The organism is Collimonas sp. OK412 (genome assembly GCF_900112135.1).
GTDB lineage: Bacteria > Pseudomonadota > Gammaproteobacteria > Burkholderiales > Burkholderiaceae_D > Collimonas > Collimonas rhizosphaerae.
On the sequence record NZ_FOLC01000019.1, the window covers coordinates 56,941 to 81,021 of the forward strand.

26 protein-coding genes are annotated in these 24,081 nt (G+C 57.5%); 17 read left to right on the forward strand and 9 right to left on the reverse strand.

The features are described 5' to 3' along the window. The first annotated feature begins 1 nt into the window (after window position 1). The 3 genes from BM062_RS18260 to BM062_RS18265 all read left to right on the forward strand — a co-directional run bounded on the left by BM062_RS18260 (window position 2) and on the right by BM062_RS18265 (window position 1,769). Window positions 2-643, forward strand: coding sequence for an HNH endonuclease (locus tag BM062_RS18260; protein ID WP_092399439.1), 642 nt, complete (start codon window positions 2-4; stop codon window positions 641-643). Window positions 644-740: 97 nt separating this feature from the next. After that, the gene (locus BM062_RS25225) at window positions 741-1,022 is read left to right on the forward strand and encodes a hypothetical protein (RefSeq protein WP_139220104.1); all 282 of its coding nucleotides are present in this window, start codon (window positions 741-743) and stop codon (window positions 1,020-1,022) included. Between the two features lie 9 nt (window positions 1,023-1,031). After that, window positions 1,032-1,769 carry a DUF5677 domain-containing protein gene (locus BM062_RS18265; RefSeq protein WP_092399441.1) on the forward strand — a complete coding sequence of 246 codons (738 nt, stop codon included), beginning with the start codon at window positions 1,032-1,034 and terminating at the stop codon, window positions 1,767-1,769. Between the two features lie 310 nt (window positions 1,770-2,079). On the opposite strand, the gene BM062_RS18270 is transcribed toward BM062_RS18265, so the two are convergent. From BM062_RS18270 to BM062_RS18285, 5 genes are all read right to left on the reverse strand, one after another. After that, entirely contained in the window at window positions 2,080-3,465 is a 1,386-nt protein-coding gene (locus tag BM062_RS18270) for a ubiquitin-activating E1 family protein (protein WP_092399443.1), read from the reverse strand. A gap of 2 nt (window positions 3,466-3,467) precedes the next feature. Then, complete coding sequence (locus BM062_RS18275; protein ID WP_175501070.1) at window positions 3,468-3,989, reverse strand: Mov34/MPN/PAD-1 family protein; 522 nt, start codon at window positions 3,987-3,989, stop codon at window positions 3,468-3,470. Next, entirely contained in the window at window positions 3,943-4,428 is a 486-nt protein-coding gene (locus tag BM062_RS25645) for a DUF7665 family protein (RefSeq protein WP_175501071.1), read from the reverse strand. Before BM062_RS25645 ends, BM062_RS18275 begins: the two co-directional genes overlap by 47 nt. After that, window positions 4,429-4,920 carry a hypothetical protein gene (locus BM062_RS18280; protein ID WP_092399447.1) on the reverse strand — a complete coding sequence of 164 codons (492 nt, stop codon included), beginning with the start codon at window positions 4,918-4,920 and terminating at the stop codon, window positions 4,429-4,431. It abuts the gene before it with no gap. An 87-nt stretch (window positions 4,921-5,007) separates the two neighbouring features. Then, a complete protein-coding gene (locus tag BM062_RS18285; RefSeq protein ID WP_175501072.1) occupies window positions 5,008-6,321 on the reverse strand; it encodes an ATP-dependent helicase in 1,314 nt (437 codons plus the stop codon). A gap of 998 nt (window positions 6,322-7,319) precedes the next feature. Between BM062_RS18285 and BM062_RS25650 the strand changes: the two genes are divergently transcribed. From BM062_RS25650 to BM062_RS18340, 11 genes are all read left to right on the forward strand, one after another. Next, entirely contained in the window at window positions 7,320-7,457 is a 138-nt protein-coding gene (locus tag BM062_RS25650) for a hypothetical protein (protein WP_175501073.1), read from the forward strand. A 103-nt stretch (window positions 7,458-7,560) separates the two neighbouring features. After that, on the forward strand, window positions 7,561-8,073 hold the full coding sequence (locus BM062_RS18295; RefSeq protein ID WP_254785146.1) for a dethiobiotin synthetase: 513 nt from the start codon (window positions 7,561-7,563) through the stop codon (window positions 8,071-8,073). 335 nt (window positions 8,074-8,408) lie between these two features. Beyond that, the gene (locus BM062_RS18300) at window positions 8,409-9,038 is read left to right on the forward strand and encodes an RNA polymerase sigma factor (protein ID WP_092399455.1); all 630 of its coding nucleotides are present in this window, start codon (window positions 8,409-8,411) and stop codon (window positions 9,036-9,038) included. Continuing rightward, the gene (locus BM062_RS18305) at window positions 9,038-9,742 is read left to right on the forward strand and encodes an anti-sigma factor family protein (RefSeq protein ID WP_092399457.1); all 705 of its coding nucleotides are present in this window, start codon (window positions 9,038-9,040) and stop codon (window positions 9,740-9,742) included. Before BM062_RS18300 ends, BM062_RS18305 begins: the two co-directional genes overlap by 1 nt. A 107-nt stretch (window positions 9,743-9,849) precedes the next feature. Beyond that, entirely contained in the window at window positions 9,850-10,239 is a 390-nt protein-coding gene (locus BM062_RS18310; protein ID WP_217647609.1) for a c-type cytochrome, read from the forward strand. 80 nt (window positions 10,240-10,319) lie between these two features. Next, complete coding sequence (locus BM062_RS18315) at window positions 10,320-11,225, forward strand: metallophosphoesterase family protein (RefSeq protein WP_092399459.1); 906 nt, start codon at window positions 10,320-10,322, stop codon at window positions 11,223-11,225. A gap of 3 nt (window positions 11,226-11,228) precedes the next feature. Beyond that, complete coding sequence (locus BM062_RS18320) at window positions 11,229-11,612, forward strand: cupredoxin domain-containing protein (RefSeq protein WP_092399461.1); 384 nt, start codon at window positions 11,229-11,231, stop codon at window positions 11,610-11,612. A gap of 19 nt (window positions 11,613-11,631) precedes the next feature. Next, a complete protein-coding gene (locus tag BM062_RS18325; RefSeq protein WP_092399463.1) occupies window positions 11,632-12,330 on the forward strand; it encodes a CDGSH iron-sulfur domain-containing protein in 699 nt (232 codons plus the stop codon). Window positions 12,331-12,394: 64 nt separating this feature from the next. After that, a complete protein-coding gene (locus BM062_RS18330) occupies window positions 12,395-12,967 on the forward strand; it encodes a DUF6529 family protein (RefSeq protein WP_092399465.1) in 573 nt (190 codons plus the stop codon). Between the two features lie 168 nt (window positions 12,968-13,135). Then, complete coding sequence (locus BM062_RS18335) at window positions 13,136-13,765, forward strand: glutathione S-transferase family protein (protein WP_175501078.1); 630 nt, start codon at window positions 13,136-13,138, stop codon at window positions 13,763-13,765. A 102-nt stretch (window positions 13,766-13,867) separates the two neighbouring features. Beyond that, window positions 13,868-15,190 carry an FUSC family protein gene (locus tag BM062_RS18340; protein WP_254785153.1) on the forward strand — a complete coding sequence of 441 codons (1,323 nt, stop codon included), beginning with the start codon at window positions 13,868-13,870 and terminating at the stop codon, window positions 15,188-15,190. A gap of 35 nt (window positions 15,191-15,225) precedes the next feature. Here BM062_RS18340 and pcaD read toward each other — a convergent pair whose 3' ends face one another. Next, on the reverse strand, window positions 15,226-16,017 hold the full coding sequence (gene pcaD / locus BM062_RS18345; RefSeq protein ID WP_092399471.1) for a 3-oxoadipate enol-lactonase: 792 nt from the start codon (window positions 16,015-16,017) through the stop codon (window positions 15,226-15,228). 105 nt (window positions 16,018-16,122) lie between these two features. Between pcaD and BM062_RS18350 the strand changes: the two genes are divergently transcribed. Further along, window positions 16,123-17,067, forward strand: a complete 945-nt coding sequence (locus BM062_RS18350; RefSeq protein ID WP_092399473.1) for a LysR family transcriptional regulator — start codon at window positions 16,123-16,125, stop codon at window positions 17,065-17,067. A gap of 204 nt (window positions 17,068-17,271) precedes the next feature. Continuing rightward, window positions 17,272-17,376 carry an aromatic-ring hydroxylase C-terminal domain-containing protein gene (locus tag BM062_RS26265; RefSeq protein ID WP_371326606.1) on the forward strand — a complete coding sequence of 35 codons (105 nt, stop codon included), beginning with the start codon at window positions 17,272-17,274 and terminating at the stop codon, window positions 17,374-17,376. 3 nt (window positions 17,377-17,379) lie between these two features. Here BM062_RS26265 and BM062_RS18360 read toward each other — a convergent pair whose 3' ends face one another. After that, window positions 17,380-19,650: a carbohydrate-binding protein gene (locus tag BM062_RS18360; RefSeq protein WP_139220105.1), complete on the reverse strand. Its 2,271-nt coding sequence runs from the start codon at window positions 19,648-19,650 to the stop codon at window positions 17,380-17,382. Between the two features lie 59 nt (window positions 19,651-19,709). Next, complete coding sequence (locus BM062_RS18365) at window positions 19,710-20,951, reverse strand: alginate lyase family protein (protein ID WP_092399477.1); 1,242 nt, start codon at window positions 20,949-20,951, stop codon at window positions 19,710-19,712. Window positions 20,952-21,428: 477 nt separating this feature from the next. On the opposite strand from BM062_RS18365, the gene BM062_RS18370 reads away from it, so the two are divergent. Beyond that, complete coding sequence (locus tag BM062_RS18370; protein WP_371326607.1) at window positions 21,429-21,923, forward strand: SgcJ/EcaC family oxidoreductase; 495 nt, start codon at window positions 21,429-21,431, stop codon at window positions 21,921-21,923. Between the two features lie 167 nt (window positions 21,924-22,090). Here BM062_RS18370 and BM062_RS18375 read toward each other — a convergent pair whose 3' ends face one another. After that, on the reverse strand, window positions 22,091-24,070 hold the full coding sequence (locus BM062_RS18375) for a hypothetical protein (protein WP_139220106.1): 1,980 nt from the start codon (window positions 24,068-24,070) through the stop codon (window positions 22,091-22,093). Between the last annotated feature and the right edge of the window lie 11 nt (window positions 24,071-24,081).

The following is a 24,081-nucleotide window of genomic DNA, read 5'->3' on the forward strand; positions in this document are numbered from 1 at the left end:
GATGGCGCGTCATCCGGATAACGCATTCGCTTACACACAACAGGAGCAGGCGTTGATCGCACAAGCCTTGGCAGAAGCAAAGCCGTGGAACGCTCCCTGCGCAGCTCCGCTCAAAACCCGCATCTATGCGTACCATAAGGATTTGCAGAAGGAAATGTGTTGTTATTGCCTACGCAATCACATAGGAGAATTCAAACTGGTCATCGATACAGAGCACATACTCCCGAAAGAAAAATACCGGCCGCACATGTTTGAAATTTGGAATCTCAGCGTGTCATGTAAGCGCTGTAACATGAAGGTCAAAGGTCAGCGTATCGACTTTCTGGCTGATGCAACTTTCGCGAGCGTAGGCACACAAGATAATTCAGCTTACCATTTCGTACATCCGAACTTGGATGAGGTACGCCAGCACTTATCCCGCGTTGCCTTAGAGGTTGATGGCGAGCGCTTGGTCAGCTATGTGGTCAAAGGCAATTCAGCTAAGGGGACATTCCACGTCGACTATTTTCGTCTAAGGGAACTGGAGATCGCAACCTTCGACGCGGCCCAGATTGAAGGGGCGGAGGAAAACGCTTCCGCGGCCTTAGAGGGTATTCGTGCCGTTGTTCGAGACTTGGCGCGTAGCACTGGTAACGCCGTATAGAATTACGAGCGCTGCCTACTCAGTCTTGAAAGCGCAAGGCTTTCGAGTCGGTTTTTTTTGCATGCGCGACTCATCGTATTTAATGGAAAATTTATTTATGTCTATGACCATGGTGGGAAATTTACTCGCCGCTCTTTCAGCACTGATTGCAGCGTGGTTTTGGTTTCTCTCCTCCAGGACATCTGTGCCGGACAACCTGATTGGTGTTGCAGCGGGTCCAAGTATAACGATAGTGAGTGCAAATCCGTTACTGCTTCAAGCCCAAAAGAGCGGGCGGCTAAATGCGATTGCCGCTGGATTCAGTGCGGCAGCGGCATTCATCGCAGCAATTCCACCTATTTGCGACGCAGTGGCATTTGTTCATGCGATGATCTCTTGAAGGAATGTTATGACAAAAATTGAGCAGTTACGTGGTGTTGCTGAGGATGTAATTGTGCAATTCGACACACTCGTCGCGGCATGGCATGTTGCGGATTCCAATGAGGCGCGTGTTACGGCAGCGCTTGCGCTAACTGTTGGCGAACAATTCCATTCGATGCTGTGCTTGATCGACAATAATTGCGAAACCCATGCTGCGGCACCAATCCGCTCTATGCTTGAGGGGGTGGCCGATATTATTCTTTTGACTCGTGATCCTCGGTATCTAGAGCAGCTCCGCTTCGACAATGCAAAAGCGGATAATTCAACGATTGCGAACTATCGAGATTCGATAGCAGCCGATATCCCGGCAGAAATGGCGTCTGAAATTGCGTCAGTATTAAAGTACGCTAGCGCGACACGTGACTCCTTAAAGGAGGAGGGATTCAAGAGGCAAACGCGTGAGGAGAAATTTCAGCTTACGCAGAACGAATATCTCTACGCTGCATATGGAGTTATGTGTGCATTTGTGCATCCAAATTTAACAAGCTTGAGCTCCAGGCATATGCATAATGTGGAGGGTGTATACAAATTGGTTTATCGTGCGCCGCCCAATGCAAAAGTAGTATCCATGTTGCTAAGCATAGGCATCTACGTGCTTACCCGATTAATCGAATTGACATGTCACTTTACTGATCTAGCTGCCGAGAACGTTCAGGCCATTGCAAAAAATATCGACGATCGCCACGACATCGCTGTGGCTAACTGAGTGGCACAAAATTCTGCCTGCACGGCGCTTAAAGGTGGTGAAAGCACGAGGTTTACGCGGCAGGCGCTTGATCCCATAATTTGATTCATCGGCAGCTCCATTCGTGGGGCTGTTTTTATTTGCTTCGACTGGCCGGCGATGTGGCGCTGCATAACTTCGGGGTTTCACACACGTTTCTAGGTTTGTACCCCTCTCTAATTGATCCGCCTTCTAACGCATTGCGAAGACAGCGACGCGATCACACGACCCGTCATAATCCAATGGTCGTAACTCTAAGTGGAACTGCTTGCGCGATTTGCTTAGGGCGATCTTATGGGGCTGTCGGCCAGCCCATCGGCATAGCTCTCGTATAGCCATGTGCGTAGGGAGGGGCATGTAGTGTCCCGAATTCGATGTCCTGTAGCGTAGCAGTAGATCCAGCAATAAATTCGAACGCTTTTCCACCATGCAACCGTCGAAGAAGCTCCGACATGGCAAGACACGCGGCAATCAGGCCTACAAACGGCACCCCGACGGTCCGGGATGCAAGCTGCGTAAGGCCACACGCGTCTATACCGCTCTTCTTGAGCGCCTGATACGCTGGCATGTCTTCCGTAGAAGTATCGGCCAGAGCTACCTGTTTGGCCCAGATTTCCGCAGCTGTGCGCGATGATGGAAACGTGTGAATACCAAGGCTGCGAAAAGCCTGCGGACCACCGCCAAGGCCAGCCTCGACGATCAACGGAAAGCCGGCCTGGTCTAGGGCTGAGCGTGCCAAAGCGTTGTCAACGCCACATAGGGCCACGCCAGGCTCGTCGGCATGCCGCTTCGTCCACGGGCCAAAACGTCGTTCTTCGATGAAGGTAGTAAAGCCACGTTTATCGAGCCAGTCTGCGACGACGCGGGCCTTCATTTTGTTCGTATCGTGTTTGTAAGAAAGCAGCGACGTGCTGTCATTTGAAGGGGCAATACGGTCGTAGTCTTGCAAGACCAATTGCAACTCTTGGGGCGTTTCGTAGGGCATTAGCGCCAACAACCACGCAAAGGCTTGGCCAAGATTGCCCAAACCAATTATCCAAAGATTCGAAGGAAGAAAAGCGAGTTCAGGCTCTGATTCGTCGACGTCCAGCCAATCGGCGCCCGGCTGCCAAAGGGACAGGCCCGCCGTCCGCCGTCCGGCCATCGGATGATCACCCGCATAATGAGAGAAAACCTCGCCGGCGCAGACTGCCGCCGCCAATGCCGGTGCCAGGGCCATAGAATTGTCCTCGGACAGGCGATCACCGATCATTAGCGGAGCTGCTCCTGCGCGCCAACCTTCCCAGGTAACGCGCCAAGCAGTGTCTTTATTGCTGTAGTCTTCGACGCTTCCGATCAGTGCAGTAGGCCACTCGGGGCGAGCAACGGCTACTGGCGTGCCGCCAAGTGCCATCACTGCCTCTTTCAACCCCGTGTTGGGGGCGAGTGCCGTCAGGCTGTCGCAGTCCGGCAGCCCGATAACTTCCACGCCGCCGAGAAGCGTACGTCGCGTGACGTTCACGATAGTAAGGAGAGCAATCTGGTGCGCAGCCGAACTACGGATTTCCTCGCCGACATAGATTGTCAGGCCAAACTGTTGAAGCAGATTCATGGCGGCTTCATGCGATGCGGCTTTACCGCTGTCCATGAAATATTTGGCAGCGCGGTGCAACGTAGTGTGATCGAGTGTAAGGTTCATAGTTAGCTCCAAAAACCCGTGTAAAAGAAGTTGGGGGCATGGGCCGGGCTACGTTCCAGCCATTCATGCTGACCGCAATACTCATAAATGCCGAGATTGCCCTGACGAATAGGCCAGCGTGCAAAGTTGGGAAGGATGATCGCGATATGTCCTTGCCGCGCGACCATGGGGTTGGTGCGGTCAGAATCACTTTGAAAGCCCGCGCCGGGGTGCGTGTGGACATCTGCAACGACGGTCAGGCCTTTCTCGCGGCAATGTGACCAGAGCTTTGCAAATGCATCGCCATGCAGAATGCACACACCGGAATCGTAGGCACTCGGGTCGAGATCATCGTAATACACCGCACTTTGCACTTCTTTGCGGCCATTGCGCTCGATACCAAGCAAAAAGGTTCCGGCTTCGTGGCGGCGCTTACCGCGCCGCTCGAGTTCCGCTACGATTTTCCGCCACAGTTGCTTCCGACAGGCCAGCTTGTGCTCAGGCGCTGACCAAGCCCGTATAGTCGCCTTGATTGAAAAGTTCATAGAGTTGCTCCAGATAGCAGATGATTCCACGCGCCGGTTGCCACAGGCGCGAAGGGTGGTCGTTGAGCCAAGCTGTGTGACCTTGGATCGAAATGCGGTCGCAGGGGATATAGAGACAGTTACCCTGTTGCCAGTCTTTGCGAAAGACGGACGGCACAACATACGTTCCCGTTGGCCATTTCGCATGGGGAAGGGGCGCATCGGCCTCCAGATCCCAAAGCTGGGCGGTCACAGGTGTTTGGCGGTAGCCGGTGTATTCGAATCGGAATCCGAATTCCTTCGGGCCATTCGGGCGTTGCGGCGCGGATACTGCAAAGAAGACGTGCGGCCACGACGTGCGAATATGCCGCCAGCGCTCCTCGATCTCGCCGCACCGAATTTCCGGGGTGGCGAGATCTTGCTCTAGCAGCAAGTGATCAGGAGAAGGAGCGCTGATCATCTAACCCTCTATGCGCTTTTCCGGCACCAAGTCGAAGCACACGGCGCAGGTGTTGTGATCGGCAAGCGTGTGCAGCGGCGTATCGCTCGCCGGGCGCTCCAGGGAATTACAGAGCTGCAAGACGTGCTCCCCGGCATCCTTAGGTGGAATATGAAACACATCGACCGCGTGGGCCTTCACCGCGCGAATGCGAGCACCCGGCGCAAAATCGCGGGTTTCCGTTTTATCGAGGTAGTGGACAGTCGCGCGGATGCGTTTGCAACGGCTCACGTGGATGCGGCACCCGTGCTTAACGCCATACGCGGGTTCGTGGTGCTCCCCGTGCAGGTGGTTCTCGGCATCCTCGACGTAAATGAACGTCTCTACGTCAATATTTACGCCGACAGCGGCGAGCGCAGCTTTGAGTTCGCCGATCGTGGTGGCCGGACCAAGCTTGGTCTCGATGATGCCAGGGCGGCCCTGGACTTGGATGAAGACAACAAGGGTGGTCATACTAACTTACTCCTATAAAGTGGCCCCGAATTGGGTGCCTATAAGAAGTAAGCGATGCGACTCCGAAAAAAACGGGTATTTCCTTTGCTAGTGAGCGCCGCAGGCAAAGTATGCCGGGCAATTGGGGCAAAACCTTGGCAATGGAGAAGGAATATTGAAATCTCCCTTCTTTATCCCGGCGATTGCCTCGTCATATAGCGCCAACTTCTTGCTATCGTCGCCGGACGGAATGACCTGCACATCGCCGGAGGCGAGAAAGAATGTCTCAATGCTGACCGGGTGGTTCGGATAATGAAGGGTCGCGCCTTTTTGCAGTAAGGCGTAGATCGGCTTCCCTAGCTCACTTTTCGTCTTTTTCCCAGTGCGTGTCCGTTGGACACGAACAAGTCCGCTCTGCTCAATGAGTACCCTGTCGGGGGTGATGGAAACGATCCCATTGGACAGCGGGATTTGCCATTCCGCGCGAGCATACTGGCCGGTTTCGCGCAATATAGCCTCGCACATAGCGCGTACCATGCTTTCAGCCGCGCGACGATAGTAGAGTTCAAATCCATGGGTCAGTGGGCCGCGCTCGCTCCATACAGCAGCAAGGTGCGTCAGCCCCTCCTGGACCGTCGGCATGCTACCGGCCATCCTTTCTTGTTCCAGCCAATCGACCGTTATGTATACGCAGCGATGAAAGAGAGCATAAGGATTGTCGCCACGTGCCCCTTTCAACCGGTCAAGGATCTCGTAACGAAACCGCGCAGGGCACTCCATATAAAGAGAAAGCTGCTTTTCGGGATAGATCGAGAAAGCCTCGCACGGCACGTAGAGCGGCGTGCCCGCGAAAGATGCTCCAGCGCCCTTGAAATCGGCGTGCGTGACATGAGTTCCGATATGGTCAAGAAATTTTGAAGCGCTAGCGCTCACTTTGGCGGCATACTTTTCCGCTCGGCTTAGCGATAGAAAATCTCTCGCGCGCGATAACCCCACGAAGAAGAGTCCTTCCTCTTCAGCGTCGTGATCATCCTTGTCCATTTTTAGTTGAGCGAGTGTCGGCGGCGGCGGGCATTGGACGCCGCCGCCGCTTCGCGACATCGGCATGTACCTGGTGGCAATGACCGGAAAATGTACTGCTCTGAACTCCAATCCTTTGCTGCCGTGGATTGTCATGACACGAATTGCATCGATATCGGATGCCTCCGATGAAACGGCGCGGAATGGCGTGTCTTGATTGAGCGCTTCGATGCGACGGATACGCTTTAAGAACTCGCGCCTGCCGACGCGGCCGGCTTTCGCGTTCTCGCCGCAAACCTTGAGGAAGTGATAGATAGCAATTAGATTCTGCTGCGCTTTGGCATTTTTTTTGCTCAGAAGTGGTTGTAGATAGTCACTTCTTTCGAATAGCCATACGGTCAAGAATGACCAAGGGGAAGCATTCTCAAGTCCATCAAGATGAACAGCTAGCTTCGCAAGTCCTGTGCGGCCACCAGTGGATATCTCAGGGATTTCCGCCGTCCGCTTCAATGCTTCGAAAATTGAAATCTTTTGGGTAGCTGTCCATTGATCAGCGTTTCATCGACGTCTATATTCTGAAGCGAATGAAATTCATAAAATGCTTTAATAGCAACGAGATCATTTCGGATCGTATTGAAGGCCCTGTATTGGCGCTTAAGTACTACAAAGAGAAATGGAACCAGGACAGGCTGAGACGGAATGAGTCTGAAGAGTACGGGAAGGCGTCGGCCATCGGACAATCTACAAGGAAATATTTTCATGGCCGCCATAATAGGCGGCAGCTCGTTGATTGCAAGCGTGTATTTGAACGACTGCTATAAAGCCTTTAGATTCATGAAGATAGAGTCGTATATGAACATGTCAAACATTGGGGTTAATGGGGAATCGGGTCCAATGCAGAACATAATCAATTCAATGAGTTAGAGCGCTTAGTGAACATCAATAACATTGGATCTCGTTTTACATAATACAAATTATGCGAAGTTATAGCCGTGCAGAGGAAAACATGAAATATCCGAATATCAGGTACGGCAACCTAATCAGCACGCCACGCTGCCTCAGTAAGTCTGGAGATGAAAAAATCGGCCAAGACGCGCTTGGTTGGATTCCTGTGTATTCCTGGCGCCGGTATACGTGCGCGCGCTTGATTTTATTCCCGGCCATGGGGAGCAAGCAGAAAAATATGACGAGAATAACTTTCGACGGCCGGCAGTTATACAAGTGACGACACGCACCAGTGTTTCCAGAACCGGAAACATGGATAGGCCCACAGCGCAAAAGAGGCGCTGCGGCGCAGTGCCGCCCCCGGCTGGCACCAGATAACACACTGGTGTTCATTTGATTGGCAAACCAACGCTTTTCCCGGTTTGCCATGTATTTCGATCTTATAGGAGATCATCATGAAATTCGCAAAAACCATTCTCGCCATTGGCGTCACCCTCCTCACTCTTGCCGCTGCCGGATGCGCACAGCTTGATCCCATGAATGCTGCCTCGGGCATGCCGTCAGATCAGGGCAGCATGTACTCCGGACAGTGACGCGAGCTGCAACAGTCTGTTGAGGCGGCCTGACGGCGGCTGCCCGGTTATTTTCCCTGGCAGCCGCGATCCGATTCATATGACTATTCGTTGGAGGCAAACCATGAGTCCCATCCACTCCATGAAGTACGACTGGTGGTCGAACGCTCACTACGCGTCTATCGCCGTCGCCATGCTGGTAGCCGGTTGTGCCACGCCGGCATCCATTCCGCCCGGCGCCAGCCAGGCCGACGTCCAAGCGCGGCTCGGCGCTCCGCGCGAGGTCTATCACCTGCCGGATGGCACCACACGCTGGCTTTATCCCACGCAACCTGCCGGCGAATACACGTGGGCAGCTGACATCGACGGGCATGGGCGAGTTGTCAGCATCAAGCAGGTATTGACCATCGAGGAATTCGGCCAGGCCAGAATCGGCCAGTGGACCACGCAGGATGTGCTGGTGCATTTTGGGCGACCGGTCGAAACCGCCTATTTCCCGCTCATGCGGCGCCATGTCTGGAGTTACCGCTTCCTGCAAGACGGCGTGTGGTATTCGATGATGCATTTTTACTTCGATCCGGATGGCATTTTGCGCCTTACCCAAGCCGGCCCGGATCCGGAAGAGGAACAGAATTGAAAATGATCGTGATTCGGGTTGCTCCGCCCTGGCCACTGCTGCCTTGATGCGTTTCCATGAGACAAGTGGCGGGAGGATCTCCGCGTATACCGTCGCGCTCTTCGTTTTATTCCCGGCTTTGTCGCGGTGATTAAAAAATATCGCGGGAATAAATCCTGGCCACTGACGGTTATGGGTGTATGAACGTCGGCATTTGCGGCGCTCGGATGCTGCGAGCATCTCCCCACCGGACAGGCAATGGAGGGACCCATGAGAAACGATTACAAGACACCCCCATATGGTTGGCGTAGTCGCCAAATAGACCAGGCGCAAATCGGAGAAAGCGGGAGATCACCGTGATCGCGGCCGACAAGTCACGCCGATTCGAAGAACTGGCGTTGCCGCACCTGGATGCCGCCTACAACCTGGCACGCTGGCTGACCGGCAGCGCGAGTGATGCCGACGATGTCGTGCAGGATGCGTACCTGCGCGCCTTTCGGTTCTTCGACGGCTTCCATGGCGACAATGCGCGAGCATGGCTGCTCGCGATCGTTCGGAACACCTGGTTTACCGAATGGCGCAGGCGGAACGACGCAGCCGACGACACACCCTATGACGACGGACTGCACGACGACGAGCGACTCCCAGGATGGGCCGACGAGATCGGCAGCGATCCCGAAACGCTCGCTGTGCGGCGCGACGACGTGGACTTGATTCATCGCGCGCTCGGCTTATTGCCGGTCGAATATCGCGAGGTGCTGGTCCTGCGCGAGTTGGAAGACATGAGCTACCGCGACATTGCGACCGTCGCGGGCGTTCCGATCGGCACAGTGATGTCGCGGCTGGCGCGTGGCCGCAGCCTGCTTTGTGCGGCAGTGCGCAAGGCGCAGGAGGCGAGACCTTCCGGGCTTGCGCCCGTGCGCGGCAAGGTAGACGGCAACCTGGTCAGGATGCCTGTACCGGGTTCACCAAAAGGAGTTAAATAATGGACAAGAAAGAAACATTAAGCTCGCTTGGTAGTGTGCTGCGTGACGGATCGCTCTATCATCGCGCCCCACCCCATCTGCGCGCGCGCGTGCTCGCCGAGTTGCCGCGCGAATTACCGCGCGAGTCGCCCCGCCGGACCGTCTTTGCATGGGGCGGCTTCACCACGGATGGCGTGCGGGCATGGCTTAACGGCAGTGTTGCGGGGATCGCGGTCTGTGCGCTGGCATTGAGCGCGGTCACCTTGATCCAGCGGCCGGCGCCAACCGGCTCAATCGCCCAGGAGATTGTGTCGAGCCACGTACGCTCGCTGTTGTCGCAGCACCCGATCGACGTCGTATCGACCGATCAGCACACCGTCAAGCCGTGGTTCAACGGCAGACTCGACTATACGCCGCCGGTCGTCGATCTCGCCGCGCAAGGTTTTCCGCTCGTCGGCGGACGAATCGACTACGTGGGGCACCGCACCGTCGCGGTACTGATCTATCACTACCAAAAGCACCCCATCGACCTGTACGTGTTTCCCGATGCCGGCGGTACGCCGGTTCCCGCGGCACGGGCCTCGGATGGTTATGCGATAGCTCACTGGCAGCGCAACGGCATGGCTTACTGGGCCATCACCGATGCCCAATCCAGCCATCTGCATGCATTCGAGCAAGCGGTACTGGCAGAGGAAGACCATGAAGAAAACCCGTTAAAAGAATAAATCGCGATTTACGGGAATATTTTCCTCTCGTTCCAAGTTATACCGTTTACAGGAATGGATGACATTGATCGGGCACCAGCAAACTTGCAAATCAAAAGGATTTCCACATGAAACAAGATCACTTATTCCTTGGCCTGGGCTTGGCCATGCTGATGGGCTTCAGCGGCGCCGCTGCCGCTGCCGGCGATACGATGCGCGGCCAGCAGCTCTACCAAAGCATGTGCATGTCCTGTCACTCGATTGACTACAACGGCGTGGGGCCGGCACACAAGGGGCTGTTTGGCAGGAAGGCTGGCAGTCGCGCTGATTACCTCTATTCACCAGCCGTGAAGGCATCCAGCATTGTCTGGAACGAAAAAACGCTGGATAAATGGCTGACCAATCCCGAGAAACTGATTCCGGGCCAAAAAATGGGTTTCATGGTGCCTGACGCAAAAGACCGCGCCGACTTGATCGCCTATTTGAAGAAAGAGGCGGGACGAGAAGAGAAGCCCTGACCACGCGACCGACCTGTTGCGCAAAATGTCCTGCAACGGTCTGCCCTACAGCTATTCCAACCATTTAAAGGAGAAAAATCATGATTGATCGCAGAAGCTTTATGAAACTGACCGCTGTCGGCGGCGGTGCGGTATTTATTTCCGGGCTATATGGCCAGGCGCAAGCTGCAACTACCGACAAGAAGGCGGCGGCATCCGCTTACGACGATTTCTACTTCGTTCAGTTGTCCGACATTCATTGGGGGTATAGCGGCGCGGCCAATCCGGATGCGCTCAACACATTCAAGAAGACGGTTGCGACTGTCAATGCACTTGAAGTGCAACCGGACTTCATTATCTTTACCGGGGACCTGACCCACACCACGGATGATCCGAAGGAACGCCGGAAACGTATGGCCGAGTTCAAAGAGATTGCCGCCGGATTGAAAGTGAAAACCGTGCGTTTTATCCCGGGAGAGCATGACGCTTCGCTCGATAACGGCGCGGCATTCAAGGAAAACTTTGGCCCGACGAACTACGTGTTTGATCATAAGGGAGTACATTTCATCGCTTTGGATAACGTGTCCGATCCCGGCGCAAGTATTGGCGATGCCCAACTGGATTGGCTTAAAAACGATCTAGCCAAACAAGCAAAAGATGCGCGAATTGTTGTCTTCACGCATCGTCCCCTGTTCGACCTGGTACCCAAATGGGATTGGGCCACCCGCGATGGCGACAAAGCGATTGGGTTATTGACGCCATACAGCAATGTAACGGTGTTCTATGGCCACATTCACCAGGAAAATCACCACATGACGGGGCAGATCGCGCACCACGCGGCCAAGTCGCTCATTTTCCCATTGCCGGCGCCAGGCTCGCAAGACAAGCGCACCCCCTTGCCGTGGGATGCCGCTGCGCCGAATAACGGACTCGGTTTTCGCGAGGTAGAAGCTGAACGCAAGGATAGCGATTACAAGATCACTGAGTTTCCTGTGACAAGGACGTAAGCCATGGATCGCTCAAGAAGGCAGATATGTTTACGCGCCGTCTATGGCATCGGGGCGCTTCTATCGGGGGCGGTCATCAACGCCCAGGGGCAGACAAAGAAGGTTGCAAAAGAAAGGGTCATAAAAATTCAGGCCAGAAAATTCGTCTATACACCGAACGAAATTGTCCTGAAAACGGGCGAGCCGGTAGTGCTGGAGTTCACCTCAGTGGATTTCGTGCATGGATTTAAGATACCAGACATGAATATCCGCGCCGACCTGCCGCCAGGCAAGGTCACCCAGGTCAGGCTGACACCTGACAAGGCCGGCGAATACGATTTTTTATGTGACAATTTCTGTGGCAGCGGCCATGAGGAAATGAGTGGAAAAATAACCGTAACAGGCTGATACGTTTCGGAGGCCTCAGATGAACCAGCAGAAACCCGCAGGCGCGAAAGTCCAGATTTCGAAGAACGGCCCGTATATCGTCTCGGGCGATGTACCTCTGAGCAAGGAGATCATCGGCGCAAACGAAGATGGCGAATCGGTAAAGTGGGAGCGGAAACAGGAATATCCGCCTCAGGGACGATACGCGCTGTGCCGCTGCGGCCGCAGCGCGAACAAGCCATTTTGCGACGGCTCGCATACAAAAACCGGATTTGACGGAACCGAAACCGCGAGCCGCCAGCCGTATCTCGATCAGGCCAAGGTAATACGAGGCCCGACAATGTCATTGACGGACGTCGAGAGCTTGTGCGCGTTCGCGCGCTTTTGCGATCCACATGGAGGGGTATGGAATCTCGTCAGCACAACCGACAACCCTTCAGCGAGTAAACATTTCGCAAGCCAGGCCTGCGACTGCCCTTCGGGGCGGCTGGTGGCTTGGGACAACCAGACCGGCAAACCGATCGAGCCGATGCATGCGCCATCCATATGCCTGATCGAAGACCCCGCCAAGGAGTGTTCCGGGCCGCTATGGTTGCGTGGCGGAGTGCAGCTGATCGGGGGCGACGGTTTCGAATACGAAATACGCAATCGCGTGACCTTGTGCCGCTGCGGTGCGTCGCAGAACAAGCCTTTCTGCGACGGTACGCACGTGTCGATCAGGTTCAGCGACAAGAACTGAGCCGACAAATTGATCGCAGCGCTCGGTGGCGCAAGATGAGGTGCGGATCATGTTTAATAGATCAATGAGCGATAATGCCTCTCCCGGCAGGCGGACCGTTCTCGGTCGAGTGTTCCTTGTGCTCCCCCTTGTACTCGTCGCATTCGTCGCAATCACCGTCGGTCTTGCGGCAAGCAAGACCGTCAGGCAGCCCTACGAAACTCCTTTTTTTCACCTCTTCTTCAGCGATACCCTGCATATGAAGGCGTGGCTGATAACGGTTGCGTTGCTACTGGCATTGGGCCAGTTGCTGACGGCGTCGCGCATCTATGAAGTGCTGCGCTTCCCGCCGAAGGGGCGCTTTTACCATGTGGTGCATCGCTGGTCGGGGCGCGCAGCCATCCTGCTGACACTGCCAGTGGCCTACCACTGCATCTTCCTGCTCGGTTTCGGGACATATGATGCCCGTGCCTACATTCACTCATTGCTGGGGTCGTTGCTCTACGGGACCGTTCTCGCAAAGGTTCTCATTGTCCGCTCAAACGGCTTTCGAGGCTGGGCGCTGCCACTTGCCGGAAGTGCACTGTTCTCCATTCTCCTGGGGTTGTGGCTTACATCGGCATTCTGGTACTTCAGTACCTTCGGGGTTGGCATATAGCATATCCAACCATCAGGCTCCACGGAGTTCTTTCAGGAAAAGGTTGCTAACAAGCCAGTCTGGAGAGTCAATGCGGTGCGCAATCTTCAACCATCCGGCTGTCGATCCTGCGCTTCGCCATTCGACTAGTCATTAGCAACCAATCTAAACCTGAAAGGAAATATCATGATGAAACTCTATGGATTTGCCGCCACCCGCTCAATTCGCGCGCTGTGGGCATTAAATGAACTCGGTGCCGAGTTCGAATTTGTACCGGTCAACATCTTGGCTGGAGAACATCGTCATCCCGAGTTCCTCCGCATCAACCCCGCCGGCAAGGTGCCTGTGCTCGTCGATGGCGACATGGTCCTCACCGAATCAGCAGCGATTGTCATGTACCTGGCTGAAAAATACCCGGATAAAGGGCTGCTTCCTGCTGACCGCGAGCAGTTGGGCCAAGCGTATCGCTGGGTGATGTTTGCCATGACGGAACTGGAACAGCCGTTGTGGCGTATCACGCGCCATTCCTGGTTATATCCGGAAGACAAGCGGATTCCTGAAGAAATTCCCATCGCGAGCCAGGAATTCATTGCCATGGCGACCATATTGGATAATCACATGGCAGGACGGCAGTTCATCGTTGGCGACACCATTACTATAGCCGATTGCGTGACCGCGTACCTGATGGATTGGGCCAATGAATATCATCTGATCAATGAACACCCGCGACTGCGCACTTATCTGGATAGAATGTATGCCCGCCCCACTGCTCCCCTGCGGATTGCCGAGGCGTTTGCCAATCTTCAACTGAAAAATTGACATGAAAACCTATTGGATCGATCTGTGACCTTTCCAGCCTTGGCGCGACGCATGCCTAATGCGGCGACTGTCTTCCGTGCATTGCGGGAAGCCGTAGTGACCATGCTCGCCGCCATTGCCACCTTGCTGTGCGCACTGGCGATTGACCCGGAACCGGGTCCTGCGGTGCTGGCGGTGGTGCTCTGCATTTCACTTTCGCGCAGCCAGCTGGATCGCGACCGCCGCGGCAGGATCGAAGCAGCCATCGTACTCCCGGCTGTCGGCCTCGTCGCAGTCGGTGTCGGCATGTTATTGCGGGTCGCCCCATGGATCGGCGCACTCGTCTTTATTGCAGGCATGTTTCTGTCGATCTGGTTGCGTCGATTCAGCCCCATGGCGCGCCGCGCCGGCTCTCTCATCGCACTGCCCTTCGTCGCGTTGCTCAGCGCGCCGTATATCCCGGCAACGCGGGTGACCCCTGCCTTGGCGGCATTGATGCCCGTGATCGTCGCATTGCTCGCCCTGCTGTGGGTAGGCGCATTGCACGCGCTCGCCCGCCGCGCTGGCTTTCTGGCATCAGCACTGGTGCCGGAATATCCGCTGCCGGTACCAGCACGTGCCAGTTCGTCAAGGCCGGCAGCTTCCACCAGGATGGCAATCCAGATGGCCGCGGCGCTTGCAGCATCGTTTGTGATTGGTTATGTCTTCTTTAGCGAACGCTGGTCGTGGATCGTCCTCACCGCCTTCATCGTCAACAGCGGCAATCGCGGCCGGCTGGACGTTGCCTACAAGAGTGTGCTGCGCGTACTGGGAGCGGCGGCAGGCACCATCATTGCCTTGTCGCTCAGCATGCAAAGCGGATCCCACGACCAGATCACCGCGGTGCAGATCCTCGTCGCGATCTTTCTTGGAGTATGGCTGCGGCCGCTGGGTTACGCATGGTGGGCGCTGTTCGTCACCATCGCGCTGGCACTGTTGCAAGGCTTCGCAGGCTCGCCGGCGCCGCACATGCTGTGGCCGCGCCTGGAGGAAATCATGATCGGCGCGATCATAGGCGTCGCCGCTGCCTGGTTCGTACTGCCGGTACGGTCGACCGCCGCACTGCGGCGACGCCTGGCAGATGCATTGGCAGCCCTTGCAGACGCCCTAGATCCCGCGGTTGCCATTCGCACTTCCGAGGGCTTCGCTGTCGCAGTCGCAGGGGTGGAACAGATGCGTCCGGCGTTCCGTGCAAGCCGTTTCGTGACGCGACGCTTCCAGCCGATGCAGCCTGCGGACTGGGTGGACATACTGATGGCGTGCAAGGCCCGTGCGATCGCACTGATCGACAAGGGCGAGACACCGGGCAGCGTGCGCCGAGCTGTCGGCACCGCACGCAAATCCATGCATGAGCCCCGGAATATCCTGCCGGCCTTGCAGGATTTGCATCGTTCGATGACAGAGTAGTTTCACGACGTCATCGTACTCGCCATCGAAGTAATTCAGCGCAGAAAGCCGAGCACCGCCTCCATGAACTCGGCGGGATATTCCACGTTCGACAAGTGAACCGCCGGCAGGACAACCAGCTTTGCGCCGGGCACCGTAGCCGCGATCAGCTCACTGTGGCTGGCGGCAGTCACAGTGTCGTACTGGCCGGCGATCACCAGCGTCGGCCGCGAGACCAGCACAATTGTGCGACGGAGATCCGCATCGCGCACTGCCGCGAACAAGCCAGCCAGGCCTTGCCTGTCTATCGCCTGCAGCATGGTGCGAAACCCCTCGACGACGGGGTCCTTCGCCGCAAGCATATGTGCAGGAAACCAGTTACCCAGGAACATTTCGGCGGTCTCCGCCATGTCCGGCGCCTGCCGCACGGCGGCAATCCGTTCATCAAACTGCTTTGCCGGTCCAAGATAGGACGAGGTGTTGCTCAGGACCAGGCGGTCGATCCGCTCGGGAGCGTGAACGCCAAGCCATTGCCCGACGAAGCCGCCCAGCGACAGGCCGAGAAAGTGCGCCCGTTCAATGCCGAGCGCATCGAGCAGCTCGATCACGTCGCGGCCAAGTCGGTCGAGCGAGTAGGCGCCGGCCGGAACGCTTGATCCCCCATGGCCGCGGAAGTCATAGCGCAAAACGCGGAAATGCGCGGACAGGCCGTCGACCTGCGCGTCCCACATCCGCAGCGTGGTGCCGATGGAGTTGGACAGCACCAGCACCGGCTTGCCGGCGTCGCCGTCGATGCGATAAGCGATGCGGGCGCCGTCGCCGGCGCTGACAAAATTCAGTTCATTCATGATGGAAACACCTTCCTTGTTGATTGATGAATGAAGCAAATTCTAGCTGCGGCACAATTTGTATGATATTACAAAGATATGATGATCTCTGTAGGAAAAAATGACATGTCAGATTTCACCTTGCACGACCTGCAGTGCTTCGACGCCGTGGTCCGCTCCGGCGGCTTTCAGCCTGCTGCGGCCATGCTGCATCGCTCGCACCCGGCGGTGTTCGCCGCCGTCGCCAAGCTGGAACGGCAACTCGACCTTGTCCTGCTGGATCGCAGCGGCTATCGCGTGCATCCTACCGAGGCGGGGCTATCGTTCCATCGGCGGGCGCAATCGCTGCTGCGCGAACTGGACGGCTTGCGCATCCATGCCGCCCAGCTGTCGATGGGCGAGGAAAGCGATATCCATGTGGTGATCGGCGACCTGTGCCCGCGCCCGCAGGCGCTGGGGATGCTCGGACGGTTCTTCGCCCAGTGTCCTGGCACGCGCCTGCACCTGCACTTCGAAGCGGTGGGTGGCCCGTGGGAGCGGCTATTCGACGGTGACGCCGATTTGATTCTGCACTGGATCGACAAGAGCGACCCGCGCGTGGAATGGGTTGACCTGTGCAAGGTGCCGTTCATTCCCGTCGTGGCGCCGGGCTTTCTGCCAGAGCGCACCAAGCGCCCCATTACGCCGGACCGGATGCACGCTTTCACCCAATGCATCATGCGCGACACTGCCCGCCATTCACCGCAACAAGACTACTTCATGATCGAAGGCGCGCCTCAATGCATGGTTGCCGACCAGGGCATGAAGAAGGAAATCATCCTGCAGGGCCTCGGATGGGGCCACATGCCCCGCTTCCTGATCGAAGACGAGCTGCACGACGGCCGGCTGCAATCGATTGCCGGCCGCCATCTGCCAGGCCGTATCGAGGAACTGGCGGTGGCGCGCCGCCGCGACCGGCCGCACGGGCCGGTCGCGAACCGCTTGTGGGACCATATCCAGCAAGAGGCGCCACAATTGCGCCGCGCGCTCGAACCTCGGAAACCGGCCATTGGACCGGAGCCGATTGCTTAAGCGTAAGGCGTGCTCGCCATTGCCGCTTTTAACCCGATGCTTCCCTTATCGACAATAGCGAGAAAGGCGGCTTCCGCTTCCTTTGCATCTCGCTTCTGCCGAAAAGTCCGATGAGCCTGGATAAGGGCCACAGCCCATATTGCCAGGAGCACGTCGGCCGCCACGCAGAGAATACGCTGCGTAGCGGTCGACACAGGGCCTTCGATGCTGATCCGTCCCGATGCCTGCGTCGCCTGGGCTGGCGACGAGGACAGCATGGACGGATTGAAGGAAGCGCTCCGGCGCTGGTTCATCCCGGCGCCGGCCTGACCTTTACTGCCCCAGCCTGACCACATTGGCCGCCGAGTTCGCGCTGTTGCCGTACTGATTGATGACGTGCGTGATTTCCCCCACGCCGCCCAGCGACACGGTCGTCATGTCGTGGATCATCGCCCCGTTCAGGCCGGCTGCAGGCACTTCAATGGCGCTGCCGAGTTTTACGCTGTTGTTGCTGCTGAAATAGCAGTAGATGCCCAGGCCCCACGCCTGGTGGCTGGTCACCGAGTCCGCCACCTTATAGGATGCATAGCCGTTCTTGCTGCCGTTCATCCAGCTGCTTTGGTTAGGCACATCGTAGGGCAGCTCGCTCTGGTAAAAATAGACGCGGCCGCCGTTGCCGTTCCATAAGGTCTGGTATTGATGGAAATGTTCGACAAACAGGCCGTAGATGGTGACGTTGGCGCCGTTCACGATCAGGCCGCTGGTGGTCGTGTTGGTGGTCCAGCCGACGCCGTTGCCGTGGTCGGCGCGCCAGATCCAGAAGTGGTCGCCGATGACGTCGCTGCTGTTGATTTTCAGGCTGACGGCGGCTTTGCCTACGGCCGCGCCGCCGACCCTGAAGAACAGGTCATGCAGCGAGGTCGGATTGGCCGCATGGCCGGCCGTGCTTCCCGAGGGGCCGACTTCCAGCAAGATCGGCGAACTTACCGGGCCGGCGTCGAACAAGATGCCGGCGATCTTGACGCCATCGACATCGGCTACCGACATCGCCGCCACGCCGTTGTCCGGCGTCAGCGTGGCAAGGCCGAGGCCTAGCACGACCGTGTTGGCGCGGGTCACGCGCAACGTATCGTTGAGGTGGTAGACGCCGGGGGTCAGTATCAGGTTCTTGCCCTGGCTAAGCGCGGCGTTGATGGTGGCGGCGGTATCGGTCCCCTCCTTCGCCACATAAAACTCGCTGATGGCGATCGCCTGGCCCGGCGCCGCTGCGCTGGCCCAGGTGGCGCCGTGGCCGTTGCTGCCCAGCGCCGGGACAAAAACGCTGTATTTGCCGCTGGCGTCGATCGTCAGGAATGGCTTTTCCCGGACCACAGGGGTAGTCGCCAGGATCGTATCGGGCGGATTCGGCCAGGTGACGCCGCCGGGTGCGCCATCAACGCCCGCGAACACCATGTTCCAGTTGGAGCCGCTCCAGCTGCCGATCTGGGAATTCCGGGTAAACCATTGCTGCTGGCCGCCGGACTGCACCTGGCCGTCGATCTTGGAATCGGCGAGGAAACCGCCGCTGGACCAGCCGCCGTCGTCCAGCGCCAGGTTGCCGCGGATATGCATGCGGCGCAACGGCGAGCCTTGGGAGACCGCCCAGCGGTCCAGGCCGCCGGACGGATTGACCGCCATGTTTTCAGCGCCGCGCCAGAAATTCTGCGTCGCATTGCCCTGGAACCAGTCGGCTTCGGCATGCACCGCGCCGGTGATGTTGACATCGTCAGGAGAATTGCCCAGGCCCAGCACCTGGGTGTAGAAACCAACATTCACGTCGACGCTGTATGAACCAGGCTTGAACAAGAGCGCATAACGTGCGGCGCCGAACTGGTTGCTCTGCTGCTGGTTGAAGACCGTATTCAGTTTCCCCTGGATAGCCGAGCTCGGCATGGACGGATCAAAGATCAGCACATTGGGGCCGAAATCCGGCGCCGCGGCGGCGCTGCCTATCGCGAACCAGTTGAAATTGCCGACCGCCCCACCGCTGCCCGCGCTATCCATGAACAGCTGGACGACATGCGGGCCTGCGCTCAGGGTGATGCCGGCCGACACCGTTTGCCAGTTCTGCCAGCCCTGGGTATCGGGAACCGTGAACTGGGAGGTCGCAGGCGCGCCGTCGACATTGAAATGGAAAGTGCCGCCCTGCCCGAGGCTGGCCACCCGCACCTGCGCCGTATAGCTGCCGGCGGCCGTTACATTGACGGTGTAGTTGAGCCATTCGCCCGCCGTGGTCCAGCCGACATCGTAGCCGGCGCCGGCATCGGTGGACGCTTCGATCGCCACCCCTTCGGCGCTGCGGTACTGGCCGCCCTGGTTGGTGTTGGCGGCGTTGAAGTAACCGACGCTCTGTCCGCCGCTATCGAAATTTTCAGCCTGGACGGTTCCCGGCAGCTGCCATGCGGTTCCACCGTAAGGCGTGCCGGCGGCTGCCGCGAGTTTCGCAGCGCTGGCGGCCGAGCTGGAAGCGGATGTCGCGCCGTCGCCGCAAGCGCTCAGGATGCAGGCGCTTGCAAGGGCCAGCGTAATGCTTTTGAATAAATATGCAACGGGGGCATTCTCCAAAATATTCTCCTGTTGGATTTTCTTCGGTATCTGGTTGCGGCCGGGGGCCGGCAATGGATTTATTTGCTTGCCGGGCTGCCGCCGTGGGTCAGCGTTTCCAGGATCACGTCATGCTCATCGTTGGGATTTGCATGCGGACGCACGTCATTGACCAGGTGTTTCAATGTCTGCGGCAGCGCAACGCCCAGGCGGTTGTGATAACCGTTGTAGGCGCGTTCCATCGTGCCCTTCAGCACCGGGATGTAGCTGCCGTCGCACAGGCCGGGAAACCCGGCAGGCACGTTGACCGTGTTTGTCTGCGAGGTATTGCGCACGCCTTGCAGCGAGTGCGCGAGGTATTCCAGCGATGTGGTCAGGCGCGCCTGCATCGGGGTGTACAAGTCCGTGCCTTGGACATAGGCGGTCTCGGCAGCGTTGAAGACGGCAGCCAGGCCCAGCTGCACATGCTGGGTGTCGCGGCAGGTTTCTTGCGACACGCCGCTGGTGGCCGCGTTGAACACGGTTTGCCCGTTCCAGCCGCTCGGGCTGCCGCTGAACTTCACCGGTGCGCCGCCGTCTGCCGCATGGTTGTAAAAGTAGGCCGGCACCCATTTCTTCCACAGCGCAACCGCCGAGGCGTAAAGCGCCTTGTCTTCAGTGAACACGGCGACGCCGATCATGCCGTCGATCATGCTCAATTCCCAATTGCCGTTTTTGCCGGCGGCCTGGTTGCCGTTGATATATGGCAGGTACTGGGTCGAGAGCATCTTTTGGAAGGCCGTGATGTCTGAAGCCGCCCAGCCGGTATAGGTATAACGGATGATTTCAGCTGCCGCCGGCCACTTTTCCGCAGTCCATGCGGATTGCAACGGCGCATTGGAATTGGTGTGCCCGCCGGTCAGGTTGCGTGCATAGGCGTTCATGATGGCGATCGCGTTCTTGGCGTAGGTGGCGTTGCCGGAGATGAACCACAGCAGCGCCTGGGTATAGGCCGCGGCGGCGTCGCTGTCCTCGGTCGAACAGCCGTGGTCAGGCACCGAACCGGAGCCGCATTCGATCAGGTGGTTCGACGGCGGCCCTTGCACCCTGTAGCTCAGCGATCCCAGCGCGCTGCTTTTGGCCGCCTCATAAGCCGAGGAAAAAGGCTCGGCGCCGGCATTGATCCGGCTTTTTATGTAATTCAGGCGCGCCAGGTCGACCAGCACGCCGGGATGTTTAAAGCTGCTCAAGCTGGTGGCGCTGGTTCCCGCCGCATCTGCCTGTTCGGCGCCATGCGCTGAGAACGCCATGCATGAAAGGCCGATCGCAAGGCCTTTTATCATTTTCGATGTCAATTGATTCTCCTAGATAGATTGGGATGGCTTGCCTGCTGTCGGCGCGGTTTGCGATGGCCAAGGTCGAACACATTGCGGGCCTCGTTTTTTTGTTGCGCCGGTTTAATCTATCCTCGATATTTCCATGCGGAAACACTTGTCTGATGACTGTAGGAGCTGCAAAAAATACTGTCAACCTGTATTTGAGTGGTATTGCAAGAGAGGCGATCCGGTCCTGTTCCGGTATCTCGGATACGCGCACAAGCCGTTGTTTACATTAATTTTTCCACAAGTCATCTGACCTGTTGTTTTTCCAGGTGGACTTGCTGCTGTTGGCGAGGATGGCTGCCTGGTCAGGCCTTCATATAAAAATATGCACAGCCGATATGCATCTGTTCCACATTTCAATGTTTCCATATGGCATTATTTGCATTAATTTCAAGCCGTGCCGAAAGTGGGCAAACTCTCTTACCCGATAGGAAAACCATGGAAATGAGCCGCATAGCACTGTCAGCAGCCATCGCTTTTGCGATCTCCGGCTGCGCCACGACGCCAACAGGAAGCGACACTCCAGGACCGCAAAATGCGCAAGCCTGTCCCGCAGCCAGCGAGCCTGACATCGCGTCATTGTTTGATCGCTGGAACAATTCGCTAAAGACCGGCAACCCGCGTGAGGTTGCCGCAAATTATGCGGATAAATCGGTATTGCTTGCCACCCTGTCAAACAAGCCCCGCGTTACCCGCGAAGAGAAAATCGATTATTTTGAACATTTCCTGGAAAACAAGCCGAGCGGGAAAATCAATTGGCGCACCATCAAGATCGATTGCACTACCGCCATCGATATCGGCCTGTATACGTTCACGCTAGGGAAAACGGGGCAAGAGGTAAAAGCGCGCTATACCTTCACCTACAAATGGGATGGGAAGCAATGGCTCATCTCGACCCATCATTCATCCATGATGCCGGAGAAAGAAAAGTAAGAATGCTGAAGCAGCGGTGTCCGGATATGGAGGATCGTCTGGTCGCCATGGGCGCCACTCGCTAGCGGCTGCCCGGCGCCGGCTCAGATGCATGCATGCCAGCATCCTGCGCCGGTTAGCCGAGGGACCTGGCGAACGACTCCAGGTCCCTCTTCCCGGTCAAGACTTCAAGGCTGGATCCTGCTGATGCGGGTGGCCCAGTTGGTCAGGGCGACGCGGCTGCCATTGCAGCTGAACTGCGCCACCGGATCGGCGAGGCTGGCAAATTGCCCCAGCGTGCAGCCATGCGCAATGTATTCGGCGCCTAGCCAGATATAGTTGCCGTCGACTGCCGCCGCACCATAATCGCCCCACCGGCTGCGTGGCGTGCCGAAGGCGTTATAGGCGCCGAATTCGTCATCCGGCCCGAGCCCGTTGGCAATGATCTTGGCCGTTTCACCCCTATGCCCGTTGTCGCGGCTGAAGTGAATATAACCGGCGCTCGGGTAGTGATCCGCGCCGGCCACGGTAAAGCCGATCACGCCTTTGCCGTTAGGCAGCGCCGCTATGGCCGGCCGCGTAACGCTGTTGCCGGCAAGCGCCACCTGCCCCTGCCTGGTCACGGATGCGCCAACCTGGCTGGCCGAAACGGCCGGATTCAGCACATAGTAGGCAATCCCGGTCTGCTCCTGGCCGGCGACATTGACGACGGTATCGAGCGCACCATACAGGCGGTCGCCGGTGAAAAACACTTGCTGCATGCGCGAATCGTTCGGATCCAGGTCCGCCAGCGTTTCGGGCACTGCCGGCAGGACAGTGGTCAGGTAATGCCAGCAGCCGACGCCGGCCGGCGTCACCATGCTCCGGTCGTTCAGGCAATCTCGCAGCGGCGCGCTGCCCGTTTTCTGCGGAATCGCAGGCGGCACGCCATAGCTGTCGACGCTGACTACATTGTGCAGGAGCGTCAGCGCAGGAGCCGCGTCATTCAGCGACCTGGTATTGCCGACTGCCCATACCCGCAGGCGATTGTCGTTGCCGGAATTGGAAAATACCGCGACTGAGCTCAACAGGTATTCGGTGCCGTGGTTGCTCCGTTCAAAGTCGCCGGCTGGCGAGACTGCCGGCCATACCGTGAATCCTGGATTGCCTTCAAGCAGATAATCGGCCGTGTCCAGCTGCACCACCTGTATCGATGCGCTGCCGCTGATCAGCGCTTTTTTCGATATGGCATATATCTGCGCGCTGTTGAAGCCGCCGGAAAACGGGAATTCGTTGGTCGTCAAATAGATGCCGTGGGCGTCCGCTCCGATATGCGGATAGTCGCCCAGGCATGGACAATTTGGGTGCTGGGGCGTGCCTTGCGTGCCGTCATCCTGCACGGCGATCTTGTATACCGTCCAGCTCCCGAGCGGATCGGCGGACGAGCTGACCGCAAGGTCGAGATGGTTCGTGCCGGTTTGCGCACCTGTGGCAGGATCGGTGTCCAAGGTCAGCACCAGGTGAAACCAGCGTTTTACATCCGGATCGAAATAACAGGCCGGGTCGGTAATCGAGGGCCCAAAGACACGTGGCGTGACCTGGCGGTTGATGGCCGGCGCGTAGCCGTAAAACGCATTCAGCGCGATATCGCCGCTCAATGCGGCGCCTTTGCGGTTGTAAACTTTCATGACGTCGTTCAACGATTCCATGACGTAACCGTTGCCGGCGCAGAGCCCCTGGTCCGGCGGCTCGATGGAAAACTGGTTGCCGTTGCTGGCCAGCCGCTGGTTGCGCGAGTTTTCGCCGTCGAAGCTGACTTGCACTCGGCGGTCTGGCGCGTCCCTGCCGACTGCTTCGGTCCACTGCCCTTTGCCCTGGGTTCTGGCAATACTGCGGTTTATCTTGAACTTCGCCACCCGCGCCAGCACGCCGGCGGTACTTTGCGTCCCGCTTTTACCGGTCAACCCCGCCGTACCCGCCGCGGTGGGGCCGTCGGCAAGATCTGGCGCGTTCGAAAATACCGGCGAGACTTCAGGCGAGGACAAACCGTCGACGCCGACGGTGGTGGCGGGAATCTTGACTGTGCCGCTGCTGGGTATTTGCCTGGTGATGGTGGCGCCCAAGGCAAGGCTTGAGGTAAAACAGGCGAAGCTGAGAATTAACGCTAATCCACTAAAATTCCGATTCATTTTCTTCTCCA